The 18,026-nt window shown below is 39.0% G+C and carries 15 protein-coding genes; 11 read left to right on the top strand and 4 right to left on the bottom strand.

What is annotated here, in order from left to right; all coding sequences use genetic code 11:
• Positions 1-27: 27 nt before the first annotated feature.
• Positions 28-1,149 carry a BamA/TamA family outer membrane protein gene (locus SGI74_11180; GenBank protein MDZ4678055.1) on the bottom strand — a complete coding sequence of 374 codons (1,122 nt, stop codon included), beginning with the start codon at positions 1,147-1,149 and terminating at the stop codon, positions 28-30.
• Positions 1,150-1,240: 91 nt separating this feature from the next.
• Between SGI74_11180 and dacB the strand changes: the two genes are divergently transcribed.
• The 10 genes from dacB to SGI74_11130 all read left to right on the top strand — a co-directional run bounded on the left by dacB (position 1,241) and on the right by SGI74_11130 (position 14,438).
• Positions 1,241-2,641, top strand: a complete 1,401-nt coding sequence (gene dacB / locus SGI74_11175; GenBank protein MDZ4678054.1) for a D-alanyl-D-alanine carboxypeptidase/D-alanyl-D-alanine-endopeptidase — start codon at positions 1,241-1,243, stop codon at positions 2,639-2,641.
• Positions 2,638-4,167 (top strand): transglycosylase SLT domain-containing protein, encoded by a 1,530-nt coding sequence (locus tag SGI74_11170; protein MDZ4678053.1) that lies wholly within the window; start codon positions 2,638-2,640, stop codon positions 4,165-4,167. The genes dacB and SGI74_11170 overlap by 4 nt, the downstream gene beginning before the upstream one ends.
• Positions 4,164-4,787: a hypothetical protein gene (locus tag SGI74_11165; GenBank protein ID MDZ4678052.1), complete on the top strand. Its 624-nt coding sequence runs from the start codon at positions 4,164-4,166 to the stop codon at positions 4,785-4,787. Before SGI74_11170 ends, SGI74_11165 begins: the two co-directional genes overlap by 4 nt.
• 41 nt (positions 4,788-4,828) lie before the next feature.
• The gene (locus SGI74_11160; GenBank protein MDZ4678051.1) at positions 4,829-6,160 is read left to right on the top strand and encodes a hypothetical protein; all 1,332 of its coding nucleotides are present in this window, start codon (positions 4,829-4,831) and stop codon (positions 6,158-6,160) included.
• 71 nt (positions 6,161-6,231) lie between these two features.
• Positions 6,232-10,149 carry a tetratricopeptide repeat protein gene (locus SGI74_11155; protein MDZ4678050.1) on the top strand — a complete coding sequence of 1,306 codons (3,918 nt, stop codon included), beginning with the start codon at positions 6,232-6,234 and terminating at the stop codon, positions 10,147-10,149.
• Positions 10,146-10,370 (top strand): hypothetical protein, encoded by a 225-nt coding sequence (locus SGI74_11150; protein MDZ4678049.1) that lies wholly within the window; start codon positions 10,146-10,148, stop codon positions 10,368-10,370. Before SGI74_11155 ends, SGI74_11150 begins: the two co-directional genes overlap by 4 nt.
• 28 nt (positions 10,371-10,398) lie before the next feature.
• Complete coding sequence (locus tag SGI74_11145; protein MDZ4678048.1) at positions 10,399-10,902, top strand: hypothetical protein; 504 nt, start codon at positions 10,399-10,401, stop codon at positions 10,900-10,902.
• Positions 10,899-12,143: a hypothetical protein gene (locus tag SGI74_11140; GenBank protein MDZ4678047.1), complete on the top strand. Its 1,245-nt coding sequence runs from the start codon at positions 10,899-10,901 to the stop codon at positions 12,141-12,143. The genes SGI74_11145 and SGI74_11140 overlap by 4 nt, the downstream gene beginning before the upstream one ends.
• 1 nt (position 12,144) lies before the next feature.
• On the top strand, positions 12,145-12,756 hold the full coding sequence (udk, locus tag SGI74_11135; protein MDZ4678046.1) for a uridine kinase: 612 nt from the start codon (positions 12,145-12,147) through the stop codon (positions 12,754-12,756).
• Positions 12,753-14,438: a ribonuclease J gene (locus tag SGI74_11130; protein ID MDZ4678045.1), complete on the top strand. Its 1,686-nt coding sequence runs from the start codon at positions 12,753-12,755 to the stop codon at positions 14,436-14,438. Before udk ends, SGI74_11130 begins: the two co-directional genes overlap by 4 nt.
• On the opposite strand, the gene SGI74_11125 is transcribed toward SGI74_11130, so the two are convergent.
• The gene (locus SGI74_11125; protein ID MDZ4678044.1) at positions 14,435-15,163 is read right to left on the bottom strand and encodes a lysophospholipid acyltransferase family protein; all 729 of its coding nucleotides are present in this window, start codon (positions 15,161-15,163) and stop codon (positions 14,435-14,437) included. The genes SGI74_11130 and SGI74_11125 overlap by 4 nt on opposite strands.
• 71 nt (positions 15,164-15,234) lie before the next feature.
• On the opposite strand from SGI74_11125, the gene SGI74_11120 reads away from it, so the two are divergent.
• On the top strand, positions 15,235-16,044 hold the full coding sequence (locus tag SGI74_11120; GenBank protein MDZ4678043.1) for a class II aldolase/adducin family protein: 810 nt from the start codon (positions 15,235-15,237) through the stop codon (positions 16,042-16,044).
• A 9-nt stretch (positions 16,045-16,053) separates the two neighbouring features.
• On the opposite strand, the gene SGI74_11115 is transcribed toward SGI74_11120, so the two are convergent.
• Together SGI74_11115 and hpt are read right to left on the bottom strand one after the other, a co-directional pair.
• Positions 16,054-17,469 carry a S8 family peptidase gene (locus tag SGI74_11115; GenBank protein ID MDZ4678042.1) on the bottom strand — a complete coding sequence of 472 codons (1,416 nt, stop codon included), beginning with the start codon at positions 17,467-17,469 and terminating at the stop codon, positions 16,054-16,056.
• A 32-nt stretch (positions 17,470-17,501) separates the two neighbouring features.
• On the bottom strand, positions 17,502-18,020 hold the full coding sequence (hpt, locus tag SGI74_11110) for a hypoxanthine phosphoribosyltransferase (GenBank protein ID MDZ4678041.1): 519 nt from the start codon (positions 18,018-18,020) through the stop codon (positions 17,502-17,504).
• Positions 18,021-18,026 lie beyond the last annotated feature (6 nt).

The raw sequence follows: 18,026 nt of genomic DNA, 5'->3' as shown, positions 1-18,026 counted from the left end.
CAATACAATCGGCATTTTATGAATTTATTAAAAGGGATAAAATAAATGAACGTAAAACAATGTGCCTTCTGCTCCAGGAGCGAGATCTATACGAAGAGGAATACCACCTGCGAGAATTCCAGTTAGACCAATGTCGTAGCCGATACGATAACTATCCCATGGCCTAGGGGGTATATTTTCGTAATCAAAAACTCGACCAGCATCAATGCCAAAGCTGATTTCAATTCTTTCAAAGATGGCTCCGCCTGGCGACCAAAGTGTATAGCGCGGTTCAATATTAAATAAGATATTCCCACTATCAATGTATCGATTGTTTTTTAATGCACGAATTGAAGTACTACCACCAAGCTTGGGTTGTAGGTAAAATGGAATATTTTCGCCCCATTGTTTTTCATAACGACCGCGTAATAATATTAAAAAATCTTTGTCCATAATCGGAAGGTAATGCTGCCCATGCAATGTGTAGCGTTGTTGATGAAGATCTTGACCTGACCGAGGTTGAAGTTGTTCAAGGGATGTAAAAACAAAACTTCCGCTTTGTGGAGCCAAATTGGGGGTGCGTGTATCATAAGTTGCAAAAACAGAAGTCGCAGTTGTCACTGAACCAGAAAGACTCGGATTCGTAGACCAGCGATCAAAAAATTGTTGTAAATTAGGATCCGCACCACGATCTATTCCGGTGGATCTGTGGCTATAGCCCACGCCTGCGACAACTTCGCTAAATATTTTAACACCAACGCGACCAAAAATTTGAGTGTCGTTGATGGCGTACTGAGACGCATCTGAGAGTGAGGAGTTGTTTCCGAGACCATAAAACAAAGAGCGTGTACTTCGATTGTAAAAGCCGCCAACGTTTGCATAAACCACATCAAAAAAATTTCGATTGTAAACATCGTAGTCAATACGAGTTTGTGAATAGAGTGTTGATGCAAAAAGTGCTGCCGATGAACTCCAGCCAGAACCCAGCATGTTAAACCAAGCAGCATTTGCGCCAACTCCCAGGCCTTGTTCATCGCTGTAACCTGCAAGTGGGAGAACTAGAACTCTTTCTGTGGAGTCACTTTGTGCAAATGAAATTGCAGGTAAATGCAGCGCAATGAATACACTAAAAAATAACCCTGCAAAATATGGGAGTGTGAAAACTTTCATATGATTATCGTGATCAACACCGGCATTGAAATCAAGTACGATTCAGGCTCTACTTACTAGATCTCACTAAGTGGTGGTAAGGGAGCAATAAATGAAATGGATTATCTTGCTATGCGTTATGTTCACTCAGGTCGTGAGTGCTGATTGGAAGAGTGATTTAAAAGAACGTCTTGATAAAATCGTCGATAAGTCAGGTTTGAAAAAAGCCGATCTCGGTATCGCGGTGTCTGATGGGCAAAAAAACATTTTATTTGAGATAAATGGCGATAAACATTTCATACCGGCTTCAATAACAAAACTTTTCACCACTTCAGCGGTTCTTCACATCTTGCAGGCCGATTATAAATTTCATACTCAATTACATGTCGATGGTGAGCAAACTGGAAATATTTTAAAAGGAAATCTTATCCTCAAAGGGGGCGGGGATCCTGCTTTTGTTTCAGAGAGAATGTGGATGCTCGTTAACGATTTCACACGTAGTGGAATTAAAAAGATAACCGGTAATATCGTCGTTGATGACACTTATTTTGACAGCGATAAATTTGATGAAGGTCGCGAGCCTCAGAGAAATGATCGAGCCTACGATGCGCCGGTGAGTGCGCTTTCATTTAATTGGAATAGTACAAATATTTATATACGCGCTGGTCGTAAAGAAGGTGAAAAAGCGCAAGTCACAATTGACCCTGAAAATGATTACATCACACTTGTAAACACAGTTAAAACAAGTAAGGGCGTAACAAGTGTTGAGGCTTCAAGATCAACCAGTGGTGGTAAAGACGTCATCACTGTTTCTGGAAGTATCGCACAAGGTGCTGCTGAGAAAGTAATTTATAAGAATATTTCTAACCCTGCACTTTATGCTGGTAGTAATCTCAAAAGATTTTTAAAAGAACGGGGAATAGACGTTGAAGGTTCTGTAGTTTTAGGGAAGCTTTCAGCTAAGGCCGAACTCATTACTGATCAGCCAAGTTTTCCGTTAAGTAAACTAGTTTCTGATGTGAATAAATTTTCAAATAATTTTGTGGCTGAAATGCTCGCAAAAGGTTTAGGAGCTCAAGTAACCGGAAAACAAGGTCGCATGGAAGATGGACTTGAACAAGTACGCAATTTTATTTCAACTGAACTTAATCTTAAACGCACTGATTTTGTTTTAGCAAATGTCTCAGGGTTTTCTCGAAAAAATTCTTTCACCGCCTTGCAATTCATCGATCTGCTCAGTTGGGTTCAACAGCAATTCAGAATTTACCCTGAATTGGTGCAAAGTCTTCCCAGCGCAGGAGTCGATGGCACACTTGAGAGACGTATGAAGGGTCAAGCTGAGAGGTGGGTGAGGGCAAAAACAGGTCTACTCACAGGAGTTGTGGCGCTCTCAGGTTACGCAGGGCGAAGTAGTAATGGAGTTTTGCAATTTGCATTTATGTATAATGGAAAAGCTGATGGATCTCATGTGCGAAACACTTTTGATAATATGGCAGCGAGTCTTGTGAAATGAAAAAATATTTAACCTCAGTCTTACTACTTTGTTGTCTGACAACTTCTGTGTTGGCTCAATCACCCCATGAACTTTCTGAAGCTCCAGTGGCCACAACTGCGGCTGAAGAAGAACAAAGTGAAGATAATCAATTATTAACGGGCGAGATTAATAAACAAATCGCTCTTGAGGAGCAGCACAAAACAGGAATATATTGGGCGGCTCCAGATTATTCTAAACAAGAAGGAGTTCTAGGGTGGACACCAAATATTTTTGATGTTCCTCCCGGATTTCGTCAACGAGTTGAGTTCTGGATTGATATTTATTCAAAATATTCTACTAAGCAGGCACTTCTCCATGACGCAAAATACATGGATATCGTTTATAAGACTTTAGATTTTTCAGATCTTGACGGTGATGAAAGAGCAAAAAAGAAACGTATCAAAGATGAGAAAAACAAAATACGTGAACAACTAACACGCATTCAAAAACTTCAAGATAATCCAAGTAAGCTTTCTGAAGAAGATCAGATTGTTTTTAAAAAATTTAGATTTATAACTGAGAAAAATAAATTCTCTGCAGCCTCTGCTCGCAATCGCCTTCGGATGCAATTGGGTCAAAAAGATCGTTTCTTATTGGGTATTTATTTTTCAGGACGCTACATCCGCGAGATGGAAAAAATATTTCGTGAAGAAAATGTTCCCATCGAACTCACAAGACTTCCATTTGTTGAGAGTTCATTTAACCTGTATGCATATTCGCGAGTTGGGGCTAGTGGCATTTGGCAATTCATGAGATCTACTGGAAAATTATTTAAACTTAAAATCGATCCCATTAGAGATTTGCGTAATGATCCATTGACCGCTACAAGGGCGGCAGCAAAACTGCTTGCAAGTAATTACCGAATGCTTGGAAATTGGTCTTTCGCACTGACCGGTTACAATCATGGCCCACAAGGGGTATCTAGAATTGCCAAGAAATTACAGTCAGACGATATAAATGAAATTGTTTGGAATTCAACGGGGCGGCGTTTTGGCTTTGCCAGCGAGAATTTCTACGCTTGTTTTTTGGCGGCCCTTGTTGTTGAAAAAAATGCGGCCAAATATTTTGGCAAGGTTGATATTAGCCCGCCTTTAGTCTACGACGAAATCGAGATACCTCGACCTTTGACATTTCCAGAGTTGGCATACGGATTCAAAACAGATTCTGACGATGGTGTAGAGAGGGCGCGTTTGTATAATCCATACTTCACACGTCCAGTTCTTGTAGGGGCTAGACGTATTCCCGCTGAAAATGGATTTAAAATCCGTATCCCTAAGGGGCATACCGAAAAGTTTTTATCAGCACTTAAGAATGTAGAGCCACAAAAAGCCCTGATCGCTGTCAGTCAGGGACTTTACAAAGTTATACCGGGTGATACGCTTTCTAGTATTAGTAAAGACATGGGTGTCTCGATTCAAAAATTGTTAAAAGCAAACAATATGTCTCGAAACAGTGTTTTAAGACCCGGTCAGAAGTTGGTACTACCCACCGGAGATGAACGTTGAAGAGTCTTGTTTTTACATTTTTATTTTTGATTGCGTCATCTGCGTTGGCAGCTCCTCCTCCACTCTCAGAGGCTGCTCGCAAAACATCGAAGTCTGACCCCGAGGTGGTGACCGAAAATATCAATGATTTGAAAGAAAAAGTAATTGAGAAAAAAACTCAAATGAAACTTTTTAGACAACTTATTAAATCTGAAGCAATTGAGTCTTCTTTTCCTATTGTCAGCATCACCCATGTAAATGAAATGAGTACTCGTTACAAAATTTATTCGCTTAGCTACTCTATCGATTCAGAAAGAATTTATACCTATTACCTAGACGATAACGTGGGGAAACAACCCATTGGTCGCGAGACTGGAGTATTCAAAGGCCCCCTTACTCCGGGAGCTCATGAGTTAACTATCGACATAATTTATCAAGGTAATGACAACGGCGTTTTTAGTTACATCAACGACTACAAAACCCCAGTCCAAAGTAAGAAATCTTTTAAAGTCGATAAAGGTCAAAAACTCGACATACAGGTAGTCGGGTATGAAAAAGGTTGGGCACTCACAGAGTTCAAAGATCGTCCCGATGTTAAGGTCAAATTCTATAGCACCAAGCCAGCAAAAGACTTAAGATAAATAGAGGGTAAGTAGTTGTTTTAGCTCGACATGGAGGTTGAGTGCCCGCTCGAATTTTATTTATTTTAGTCTATCTATCTTTTGCTGTTGTTCACGCGACAACGGTTAAAGATTTATCTAAGGATGCTGAGATCAGCCTTGGCTATGGTGATTTTTTTAAAGCATACCGATCTTACCTAGTTCTTGAAAAGCAAAAACCTCGTCACTTTGGAAAACTAGGCATTGATGGTTATTTGCAAAGTCTATTTGTTGTTGGAAGTGTTGAAATAATTCGTGACGAGTGTGATCGCTTTATCAGATCTGACGAACCATTATTAACATCAAAAGCTGCTTATCTTTGTGGCCTAAATTTTTTAGAAAAAAAAGATACCGACCTTGCTGAAGCTTACCTTAAAAAAGTTCCTGAAAAATCAAACTTGCGGTGGCCTTCACTGATTTTGCTTGCGACCTCTGACCTCCTTAAGAATGAACCCACCCAAGCTATTAAACGACTTTCAATAAATGATCTTAAGCAATATGAAAAGTTTGAATTAGAAGACCGGTTTTATCTTTGTCGAGCTAGAGCCTTGACCATGCAAAATAAATTTGAAGAGGCTATTAAAGAATTTCAAGCCATCAGTTCATTGTCTTACTTTTATCCTGAAGCGCTAAATGAAACAGCATGGGTATTTTTTAAAATGCGTCGTTTTGAATCAGCACATGTTCTTTTAGATGTAATCACCGGGAATTATGAAACAAAAAATCGTGCAGGAATTGATTTGAAAATTACACCAACTGTCTACTACCGCGCTCGTTATCTGAGCGCTTATCTCGCTCTTGTAGAGCAGCGAACAGAGGGTGCGGTAAATGAATTTTTAGATTTAAAAAATGATTACGATCGTTTCTTAGTTCAGAACAAATCAGATCTTAATGTGCAAATAACGTTACAAATGATTCGCGACAAAAATTTAGAGTGGAGCGACATACGCTATATTCCACCAGTTATTAACAAACAACTTGATCTCATCGGTGAATGGATTGGCCCTGAAGTTAAAGAGGGTTTTAAGAGGGATATCTTTTTGCAAATGGGATTAACCCGTGAATTGGGCCGGATGGCCCGTGCACAAAGTTATATTGCAAATGATGATGGTTATTCAAAACAATTAGAAAAACTTCAAAATAATGCTTGGGTTCTTTTTGCAAATCGTTACACGCGGATTTTAAAAAAAGCAGAACAAAATATGAATACTTTAAGTTTAAAAGCTGAAGTGGGGCGCCTTGAAGTAATTTGGCTTGGTCGAGCACAAGGTGCGAGAAATCTTGACGAAGTTATTGATAATTATGGCCAATCAGTACGGGCCATTGATGAATTCCTAGAGCCGGGATTGAATTGAAGAAGAATAAATTAACCCTGATTATTGTTTTGGTTATTTCTGCCCTTGGCATGCATGACAAATTGTATGCAATGGAGGTTAACCGTTCTGAGGTTTATCAAGGGATTTGGCGTGATGTAGTTGGTCTCTATGCAGATGAATCAATTGACTATTTGAATACACTACAAGAAACACAGAATGAATTAAGGTTTTGGCGTCAGAAAGTTCTAAAAGAGAGATTTGACGATAGAATTACAAAAATTGAATCAATTTTATCTGCGAGTAATAACGATGTTCTCACTCAAATCGAAGCCTATGTAAAAGAGCGTGGAATCGATAGTCTTGATGACTCACTCATGATGCGTATAGCACAGCTTAATTATGATCGTGCTAATTTTGATATGACTCTTAAAATGCGCCATTATGAAAATGAACTGAATCAATTCAATGCGGGACATAGAAAAAAAGCCCCCGAATTACCAGCTCCTAATTATAAAATGGTTATTTACTATTCAGCTGAATTGCTTAGAAGATTTCCTAGCAGTCCGTTGAGTGATAGAGCTCATTATATTCTTGGTTATTGTCTCTACGACGAAGGTAAAAATGACAAGGCAGCAAAGATTTATGACCGTATGCTGCGCTTACATGGGTTTTCTGAATTAGCACCTGAAGTTCGTTGGAGATTAGCTGAGTATTATTTTGATGCACAAAAATTCGATCTAGCACTTCCTCAGTATAAATTTTTATCTTCAACAAAAAATAATTTTACACTCAAAGCTTTCTATAAAGAGGGGGCAATTTATTTTGTACAAGGAAAATTAAAAGAAGCTTCAAATACATTTCTACATCTTCTCAATATATCAAATAATCGTTTAGGCTCTGGTGATCCTGAAGCTGGAACATTGAATGAAGAAGCCTTTGAATATCTGGCATTTCTTAAAGCTAAAAATGTTGACCTTCAACTTGATGAAGATTTAGATGCTCAAGTCACTGAAAGATTGGCGTTAGCATACCGACGCATTCAAGACGAAGAAGGTTCCCGTAAAACTTACCAAAACTATGTAAGTCAAAGACCCTTAGCTAAAGTGGGTCCTCGATTCATGAATAATGTAATTCAAAGTTTTGATGTTGAAGAACTTCGAGGGCGCGGACAAGAAGTGCGAAATAGATTTATTACCGGACTTTCTCCTTCTTCTACATTTTGGGTGCGCTATAAGTCAGATGTTCCTACAAATGTTGAATCTCAGGATCTTTATGAAGTGCATATTCTAGCAAGTGCAGAGTTTTATGCGGAGCAAGCTCGGCGTAGTAAATCTGCCGCTGATTATCGCGCAGCTATCGAGTTTTATCGACGATTCATTGATAGCTATCCATATAGTCCATTGCGGTCACAGGCACATTTTCAAATGGCAGAACTTCAATACTTTGCAGGTCGTTATTCAGAGGCAGCAACGACTTATATGGAAGTTACACTGGATGAGAATAGTGACGAATTCAAAGATGAAGCAGCGTATGGATTTGTTTTAGCTGAATCTAAGCGTGTTGGGTTTCCTCTGCAAGAGTTAAAACCCATTATTCCTCAGCGAAATAGCAATGGTCTGTTAATGCCAGCAAGTGCTGCGACTCAATCTGAAAAGGCATTTTTGCAAGCGGTAGAAAATTATGTCAACATTGTGAATAAAGGTGCCCGTCGGCAAAAGATTTTGTACCGATCAGCAGAAATATTCTTCACGCATAATCAATTTGATAAAACTAGGCAGGCTCTAGAACTCGTGTTGAGAGATAAAGAGCCATCGTCGGTTTCAACAAAAGCTATTAGGCTTATTTCACATACTTATGATTTAGAGAATAATTGGGAAAAAGTTGTTGAAACACAAAATCGACTTCTTGGTTTAAGTCACAGTGTGGATACTGAATCTTTTGAATCAGCTCCGCTTTTGCGAGCTGATTCTCCGGTACTCTTATCTGCTTGGCGTTTAGAGAATGTCGGTAAAACCTCTGAGGCGGCAGAGGCGTATGAGCAATTTGTAATTTATTACCCTAAGTCGTCGGATGCTGCTCATGCACTTTTTCGCTCAGGATTACTTTATAAACGTGCAGCACAAATTAGGTCGAGTAATAGAATGTTTGAGCGACTTTTAAAACAGTATCCAAGCAGTCAGTATGTCTCTAAGGCTGAGTTTTTGTTGGCAGCAAATTATGAATCAATAATTCAATTTGAAAAAGCAGCGAAAAAATTTGAAGCTTATAGTAAAAAGTATCCTACTGGGTCACTTACTGCTCAGGCTCTCTTAAATGCGGCAACATTGCGTGCAGGCTTACATCAGTATGCAGAGTCAGCAAATGATTTTTCTCAATACGCTAAGCGCATGAATGATGATGAATTATGGTTTCAAGCAGCAGAATTTCATCAAAAAGCTGGAAACTCAAAGCAAGCGTTGGCCATTCTTAAGCGCTACAGTGAAGGTAAGTATGGTCGAGATTTTTTTATTCGATCACGCTTTGAACAGGCGAAAATTACTGGTAACGCTGATCGTGATTGCGCAGCTATTGAATTCATAGTGAAGCGCTACGAGAAATCAATTTCAGCAAGGTCTAGGCATTCACTTTATGGTTGTCTCTATCTAAAAACAATTCCATTACGAAATGAACTCTTAAGTGCAAAAAATGTGAAGGGCATAGAATCAAAAATCGAAGCTTTGATGCAAATGTACGGAGCTATTCAAAAAACTGGTGACGTGGATTGGATCTCAATGGCGCTTTATGATGCCGGCGTTGTTCATGAAAATTTAGCTGATAAATTTAAATCTGCTGAACAAAAAATTAAGGCCGTGGGATTTTATAAAAAAGTCGTTGAACTCGTCGATGACTCATTTATACGACCTGCAACGCAATTGGCACTCGACAAACTTAAGCGTCTGGCACCAGACCAAATATCGCTAAATCGCCCGGAAAGTCTCTGGCCACTGATGGCAACTGGCGGCATAAGTCCAAGTGTCATTACAGTGCGTTGGCCTTCAGAATCTTCAGTTGTCAAAATTGCGTTTGAACAAAAAAAATGGAATGAAGTAATTTCTACTGCAGAACAAGAAATGACTACAGCTCCTGCGACATATTATTTCACTGCCAAAGCTCATGCTCTGGCACAAATTGGCGCCGGCAAAGAAGCTCAAGAAACCCTATTAATCTGCGTTGAAAAGTTAAATGACCCCTCATGTGCAGCTGCACTTTTAGAGGGGGGGTATCACGGTAATAAAGCTGATGAGCTTAAAAATATTCTAGAAGCAGCTTTAAAAAATGATAGCTACGCAGCCTGGAAGATGGGGCTAGCACATCTCGCTGCGAGACGAAATCAAGGTCAAAGAGCATTGCAACTAGCAGAGCAAGCGATCGAACAAGATCCGTTGTATGCGCCAACATACTCTTTTGTCGTAAAGCTTCTATTAGCAGGATTTAGACCTGAACTAGCTCAAATCACGTTGAACGAAGGAATCAAAAATACTGATGGCGATGAATCACTACAGATTCAAAAAGGCTATTTAGATTTAGGCCTACACCTCTTAGATAAAGCGCGAAGCCTTGTTGAGGAATTCAAGCGACAAGAAGTTAACACGCCTACGGCTCGTATATATATGGCTTATGCACTCCTTGCAGAGAAAAAAAGAGATGAAGCTCTTGCACTAATCTCAGATTTACCGACAGATGAACGTGGTAAAAATGAAATCTTGATGGCTCAGTTTTCTTTGGCGCTCCTTTTTAAGAATCAAGAAATTGCGAAAAAACGTTTAGTGCAAATTGAACCACTCACTAAAGATGTGCCTTACGCTAGTTATCTTGTGGGCATTTATTATCACAGCATGGAACGCAATGGTTTGAAAGCACGTGAATATCTCAGTCGCGCAAAAGAACTCGGTACCTGGAGTCGTTGGCTTGAGCTTGGATTAACAATACCGATAGATAATCGCGAACCAGCCGAAATAGTTTTGCCTGAAAAAGGAGCATCACCTTGAAATATATTTTAGTTTTATCATTGTTAATTACACTACCCGTTTCTGGAGCTGAGAAGGCAAAGAGAAAATTAATTTTGGAGAAAACTCCAAAATCATTATTTTTAATTAAAAAAGCAAAAATTAATGCAGATGTGGCAGAGCCACAATTTTACCCCATGGAAGCGCAGCTAAGGACAGTCATCAATGATCCGCTATTGCACAACGCTAAGAAGTTTGAATAAAGCGTTATTAACTATATTATTTATTTTTATGAGTCACGAGATGGCTTGGGCCAAGTTCCGTAATATAGCTGATAAAGAAATTGTCAAAGACGTTATCGCTATCTTTAAAAAGGAGTGCGGATTACGTGCAGTAGCCGATAGTGATATTGTCAGGCGCTTTGAAGTTGAATTGGGTGATGCTAGAAGACTTAAAAACCAAGAAGTACTAAAATGTTTTGAAACTAGTTTTTCGCAAATCACAGGTATCGCGGCACTTTATCAAAAAATCTGCAATGATGTGTCTAGCAACCCAGCTGTCATAACAGATATTCTTATGGCTCGACAATTTTTGGAGATCAGTAAATATCAAGGTGGCATTCGTTCTTACCAATCATCACTCAATGAATGTTTTATTTCAGTTCCAGATCGCAAAGGAAGGCCCTTTGTTATTCCTCTTGCGGGTAGTGAGCTCGATGTTACTGAGTTATCACGGCAATTAGATGAAATTCAGGTGAAAGATCCATTTCCTGCAACTTCAGAGCCCCATCGATGAAAATATATTTGATTTTACTAATTTTAATTTATTCAACAACATCACTTGCAAGTGTTGAGCGCACAAGCGTTGAGTACGAAGAAAAACCTTTAATTAAAGCATCGGTGAATGCTGCGACAAAATATATGTACAATATCTTTTATGATCATAACCGTGCAATTACAGATCTTGCATCGCATATATCACCAGAGATTCATGGGACAACAAAACCTAAAACTATATACTTTAAAGGTTCTGCGGGTGGATTTTATGAAAAGTATCTAGCTTATTCGATACAAGATCACTTTGACTATAACGGTGCGGGCAGTATGGTTATTAATGAAGATGGAGGTGTTTCTTGTCGGGTTGACGGAAATTATAAAAGCCATAGTGATCCGGCCGCCAATGAAGATTATAAAAGAATAAACCGCACAAATTACGGCGCATCTTTTAATATGCTGATCAAAAGTGAATCAAAAAAATCTGTTGAAATAAAAACGCGGTATTCAGCGGAAAATTTTAACAATCCAAACTTAACTGGCCCTTTATCTTCATATTTATCTAATAATACTATTGATGGAGTGGTTCAGTATAACAATGCATTTTTGCCTGAAACAATTTGGTTTATGAGAGCAAGTGGGGGGATGACCCAATATACAACTGGTGCGTTTGAATTAGACCCCAACAATATTAGTGCAGAACCAAAAAACAATAATTTTTTCGGCACTACAGAAACAGGTTTTCTTGGCAGACTTACTGAACGCTCCAGTGTTGATTGTGCTGTTGGATTTCATTTCAGATCATATCAAACCTCCGGAAGCGGTTTTGCGTCACCTCTATTTTATCTCCGTTTTACTGAGCAGGTAACTCGACGAGACCAAATGATTGCGGGTTACAACTACATTGTAAACAATGCATATTGGTCAGATTACGTTCTTGATCAAGAAATATACATCGGGCTAGCACGGGTTATGGGTGATCAGGTTCTACTCTTATCGCGGTTGAGTTATCTTTATAAAAGTTACTCATTACCGGTAAGGCGCGACGATGAGCGAATTGCTACGGCATTTTCACTTCGCTATTCGATAAATTCTCAAATTAAACTGACAGCAGACGTCAAGGTAGACCTTCTATCAAGTGATGTGTATAACAATCAGAATTCTGGTCGAACTAATCTTAATGGTGTACGCGTATATGCTCCAGACAGACCAGCTAGTTATAAGAACGGAACTCTTGGCTTAGGAATCATAGCGAATTATTAATATGTATTTAATAGGAATTGCCGGTGGATCCGGTTCAGGAAAAACAACCTTTGCAGAAAAGATAATGCAGCGGTTACCAGCTCCAAAAGTTTCACTTGTTCAAATGGATAATTACTATTTAGATAAACAACCTTCCGAAAACTTTTTAGGTGATCAGGCGAACTTTGATTCACCCTTAGCTTTTGATTGGGATTTATTTCGCAAACATCTTGCTCTTCTTAAGCGTGGAAAATCTATTAATATGCCTATATATGATTTCACACTATCTCGGCGGAGTAAGAAAAAAATGAGAGTGGGGCCATGTAAAGTTGTTATCGTCGAAGGCATACTTACACTTTGGGATGAAAAAATTAGATCACAACTTGATCTAAAAATTTACATCAAGGTAGAAGCGGATATCCGCTTCACACGCAGACTTCACAGAGACATTGCCTCACGGAACAGACACCTTGATGACATAATCGAGCAATATTATAAAACAGTAAGACCGATGCATCTCAAGTACACTCAGCCCACACAACAATTTGCAGATCTTATCGTCGGTGAACAGCACGATGTAGCCGTAGACGTATTTGTTCATGAAACCCTAATGCGCATTAGAGCTCAAAAATGAGTACACCCCCACTTCGCGTAATTCCACTTGGTGGATTAGGTGAAATTGGACTTAATCTTATGGTTTTGGAGTGTGGTGACGACATCATCCTCATTGATTGCGGAGTCTTGTTTCCTGATCTTTCTTGGCTAGGGCTTGATCTTGTTTTGCCAGATTTTAGTTACCTCATTGCAAATGAAAAAAAAATCAAAGGCCTCGTTGTAACACATGGCCATGAAGACCATATTGGTGCAATTCCATTTTTACTTAAAAAAGTAAAAGTTCCGATTATCTATTGCAGTCGTTTTGCAGCACGACTCATTCAAGATAAGTGTTCAGAGCATAAAGTATTGCCATCGCTTCTCACTTATAATGTGAAGGCTGGAGAAAATTATGATTTAGGCGTCTTCAACGTTGAATTTATTCATGTGACACATTCAACTCTTGAAACGTTTGCTCTTGCAATTCGCACCCCCCATGGACTCGTCGTGCACAGCGGCGATTTTAAATTTGACGAAAAACCCTATGATGGACCTGCAAGTGATAAAAAAAGACTTGGAGAATTGAAAAAAGAAAAACCACTTTTACTTTTATCTGATAGCACTAATAGTGAAAAATGCGGTCATTCACTCAGTGAATCGTCGATAAACGATGATCTCACTGAATTAATTAAAGATTCACCTCAAGCCGTTGTCGTTGCACTTTTTGCGAGTAATGTGCACAGAATTCATCAGCTCATGGATATTGCAGCAGAATGTGGGCGTAAAGTATTTCTATCGGGTAGGAGTATGGAGCGCTATGTACAAATTGCGATTGATGAAGGTTTTTTACCAGTCAAGCTTTCGCTTTTAAGACCATTAGAAGCGATCAATGATTATGATCGAAATGAAGTACTCATTTTAAGTACCGGGAGTCAAGGCGAGGCAAGGTCAAGTTTACTTAGACTTTCAAAAAATGAAAATCGTTGGTTTAAGATTCAACCAAACGATGTGATTATCTTAAGCTCAAGAAATATTCCCGGAAATGAAAAAGCAATATCTTGGGTTGTAAATCAAATGTTTAAACTCGGCGCAATCGTACATTATGAGTCACTTAAAAACGTACACGTCAGTGGCCATGCGTATAAAGAGGAGCAAGAAGAACTGCTCAAACTGGTTTCTCCGCAGTATTTTATCCCTGTTCACGGTGAATATCGTCATCTTGTGATTCATGCAAAGACCGCAGATGAATCAGGGTATCTAGCACGTAAAAAAAAGGATCCCACAAAAAGAGCTTACGTAATTGAAAACGGACAAGTCTGGGAGTTTGACGGATCAGAAGCCCGATTAGCTGAAATCGTTCCCACTGGACGTCATTGGGTATTTTTTGATAACTCAGGAGATTTTGACGATACGTCTCTAAAAGATAGGCGAGCGGCGGCCAGAGCCGGAATTATCACTGTGGATTGCCTTGTTGAAAATCGTGCTACTCAATTAGTTAAAACTCCTCACGTAAATCTAAAAGGTTTTCTTGGCAACGCTAAAAAAATGGAAAGTTTAAAAGAAGTCATCATGCGTGAAGCAGAGCATGCATTTGTAAATTGGCACCCAGAGAACCCTGATGGATTCACCCGTGAACAAGCCGTAGCATCTGCTGCGCGAAAAATTTTACGCAAAGCCTTTGATATAAAGCCTCTAGTTATTGTTAACTTTTTGTCTATTTAATTAGAAAAACGCTCACTTTTAAGTCGTTCATAGGCACTTTGCATTCGCTCATAAGTGGTTTGCATTAAGGTATCGATATCGTCAATCGTCAGACCTTTTGTAGGTATGGGTTCTAGAACTTCCACGTTAAATGTCCCCGGATGAATTTTTTTAGCTTTAAAATCAACAAGGGTATCAATATGAGATGCCACTACTGGAAGCACTGGAACACCCGCTAATATGGCCATGTGAAATGCCCCTTTTTTAAAGGGTAGTAATTTTTTTGCGCCCCTATTTCGAGTACCTTCTGGAAACATATAAATAGAAATATTTTTATTCATTAAATAATCTTTGGCCTGATTAAGCCCTTCTACTGCACGGGAGTGATCTTTTCTGTCTAATAAAATATTTCTACAAAGATAAAAGAGGAATCCAAATAACGGTATCCAGAGTAATTCTTTTTTTCCGATTGCAATAGTGCGTGGCGGGTAACAATCAGCATGCACAAGTATGTCTACATTACTTTGATGATTACCTAAATAAATGCATGGTTGTGTCGCTCGCAGGCGTTCTTTATTATGAATTTTAATTCGTAAACCAGTGATTAGTTTTGTGCCATTTGTGAACAAGACTGAGCAAAAATAACCATTGCTTGGATGGCGCCAGCGAATGATGGCTACAAACAGCGTGATAAAACAGCAAAAGAAAAACCAAATAGTACACAAAAGCATTTGGATGTAGAACATGTATAAGACCCTATCATAATGGAGATTTATTTCAGCTTGATTCTAAGGCTGTGACGCAGTAAGTAATTGTCATGTCTGAACTGGGTCAAATTAAATCTCAAATAGTTGACGCCTGCAAACGTCTAGAGCGACGTCAACTTGTTGCTAACCACGATGGAAATATTTCTTTCAAATTAGCGGATGGTCGATTTTTAACCACACCTACAAGCTTTGCTAAAGCAGATGTTACTGAGAGTGATTTACTTATTTTAGATTCTCAAGGAAATGTGCTTGAAGGTAAGCATAAGGTTTTTGGTGAAATCGCATGGCATTTTGCGATTTATCGTGTGCGCCCAGATGTAACCTGTGTGGTTCATGCACACCCTGTGACAGCAAGTGGTTACGGCTTAGCCGGGCGTCAAATCGGTACACCCGCTGTTCCAGAGGCGATCGTGAGTCTAGGTCGACAAATTCTTACCACTGCATTTTTATCTCCATTAGATCCATCTCGCGAACAATCAGGTGGAATGTTTGATTTAGAATTTTCACGCGCATTGGCTGAGAGCGATGGATGTGTTGTTCCAGGAAACGGAGTATTTACTGTTGGTCAAAACGTACTTCAAACATATTTGAGATTAGAACTTGTGGAGCATATAGCTCAGCAGCATAAAATTGCAGAACAGCTGGGAACCCTTAAGCCATTGCCCGCAGCACTCGTTGAGGAGCTTTTAAAAAAACGACCAGCCTCAAAATTTAATGCGCCTGAAATACCAACAAAAATATCGGCATTAAATATGAATCCATTACAGAATCCATTAATTGCAAATTCATCAAGCACGAATCCGTCATATGAAAATATTAAAGATCTTGTCAGAAGTGAACTTCAAAACATTTTAAAATAAATTTAAGAATTAGTTAGCTGGAGAAAAATACTTAACTAGTTCTTTCATATTCGGCAGATTACCGATGCGTTGATGAGTGTTTCCTAATTGAGGGGTTCCTGTTTTTCTTAGTGCAGTTCGCATTTGCTCAGGGGTGATAACCACATTTTGCATTTTGGCCATGCCTGACAATGAGGCAACTGCCCCTGCTACAATGGGTGTTGCACTTGATGTACCTGAGAATTTTTTCGTATATTGTCTTGCTGAATTTGATCCGCCAAAGAGATCGCCGTAGCCGGTTGTCACTACATCCCAACCATACCCCATGGCATCGATACGTGCACCGTAGTTAGAAAATGACATGCGCGTAAGATGTTGTTGATCAGGTGTAGGGGGTGCCCCAGCACCAACCATAATGGCGCCTGAATCACGAACGCTCATTGAAAAAATATTTTGATAAATTGGTGCATCTAAATTGGCATCGCCGTTTCCGGCAGCTTCTATGACGTGAATTCCTTTAGCTGTTGCTAGTTTTATGGTGTCAAACATTGGCTTCCAATATTCCATAGGAACATATTTACTATCTGGGCCATTGCCTTGAAGTTCAATAACCATTACATGTCCTGGCGACATTGTGACTGTGGCTTGATCAAAAGCGCGGGCAAAACTGACAAACCATTTGTCCCAACTTCCTTGCCATTTCATTCCAGCAGTTCCGAATTCTACATCGTGTGAAATTCCCACGATTCCAGTTTGGTTAATCTTTTTAGCAGCAAGTACTCCTAAAACAGCAGTGCCGTGAGTTGCATGAGACCCGCTTATTTGATTTGTCCAAAAAGGGGCTTTGAATTCTTCATGTTTGTGGGTCCAACCAAATTCAACATCGACAACTTTGATGCCGGTACCTGTTCCGCCTTTAAGTGTCCATGCGTAATACGCATCAATACCAAGTGGAGCTGGTTTTAAATAAAACTGTCCGGCTTCAAAATTAGGAGTAGGGATGTTTGACTCAATACTTCTTATTGGGCCTAGTGATTCATTTATTACTGCAACTTCAAGAGTTGGTTCAAAATATGCAAACTCAACTATAGACTGAGCATAAATGTTTTTTAGAATATTTCTGGCTTCTTGAGCACTTGGGATATTTTTTAAATGAAAATAAATATAATTTTCTAAATGTGTTAGTTTTAGTCGTGAACTGAGGGCAAGTCGTTCTTGTTGATAAACTTTTTCACCACGAATAAATACATTTTCTGAGAGGTAAGGAATATTTGTCGCGAGTGTTTTATTGATATTCCTAACGGTAATAGAATCTTTATACTTTACAAGTAAAACCTGTTTTTGAACCGTGCCTTGATTAAACATTTTTAGAGCTTCACTGAGATCATGATTGGCAAGTGTGGGGAGACAAAAAACTAAAACGAGTAAGACGAGAATATACTTCATGTAAATCTCCTTTGAATTATTAAGAATCAAAATCACTCATGAACTGCGAGATAAGGTAGATTTCTAAACTGCCCAGCATAATCAATTCCGTAACCGACAATGAATTCATTAGGCACTTCAAAACCAATATGATCTATGGTGCATTCTGTTTTTAGGGCATCACGTTTTAAAAGTAATGCAACAGTTGTAATTGATTTTGGCCTGCGGGCTTTTAACGTTTTAATTAAAAAATTCATTGTAAGACCCGTGTCTACCATGTCTTCAATAAGTATCACATCCCGACCTTCAAGGGGGACACTCAAGTCTAAAGTAATTTCAACTTCACCAGATGAAACTTTTTTATCTTTATAGGAAGAAACTCCTAAAAATTCACAACTCAAATCAACATCAATTGCTCTAATAAGATCAGAGAAAAAAATAAATGAACTACTCAAAACACAAATGGCAAGTGGCTCTTGGCCTTTGAATTTTTTTGTGAGTGTAGTTCCCATTTCAGAAATGCGCTGTTTAATTTCTGTTTCAGTTTTGAGGATTCTAAGTTTATCTGACATATTTAC

The organism is Oligoflexia bacterium, from assembly GCA_034439615.1.
In the GTDB taxonomy this organism is placed as follows: domain Bacteria; phylum Bdellovibrionota; class Bdellovibrionia; order JABDDW01; family JABDDW01; genus JAWXAT01.
This window is presented reverse-complemented; position numbering and strand designations above follow the sequence as displayed.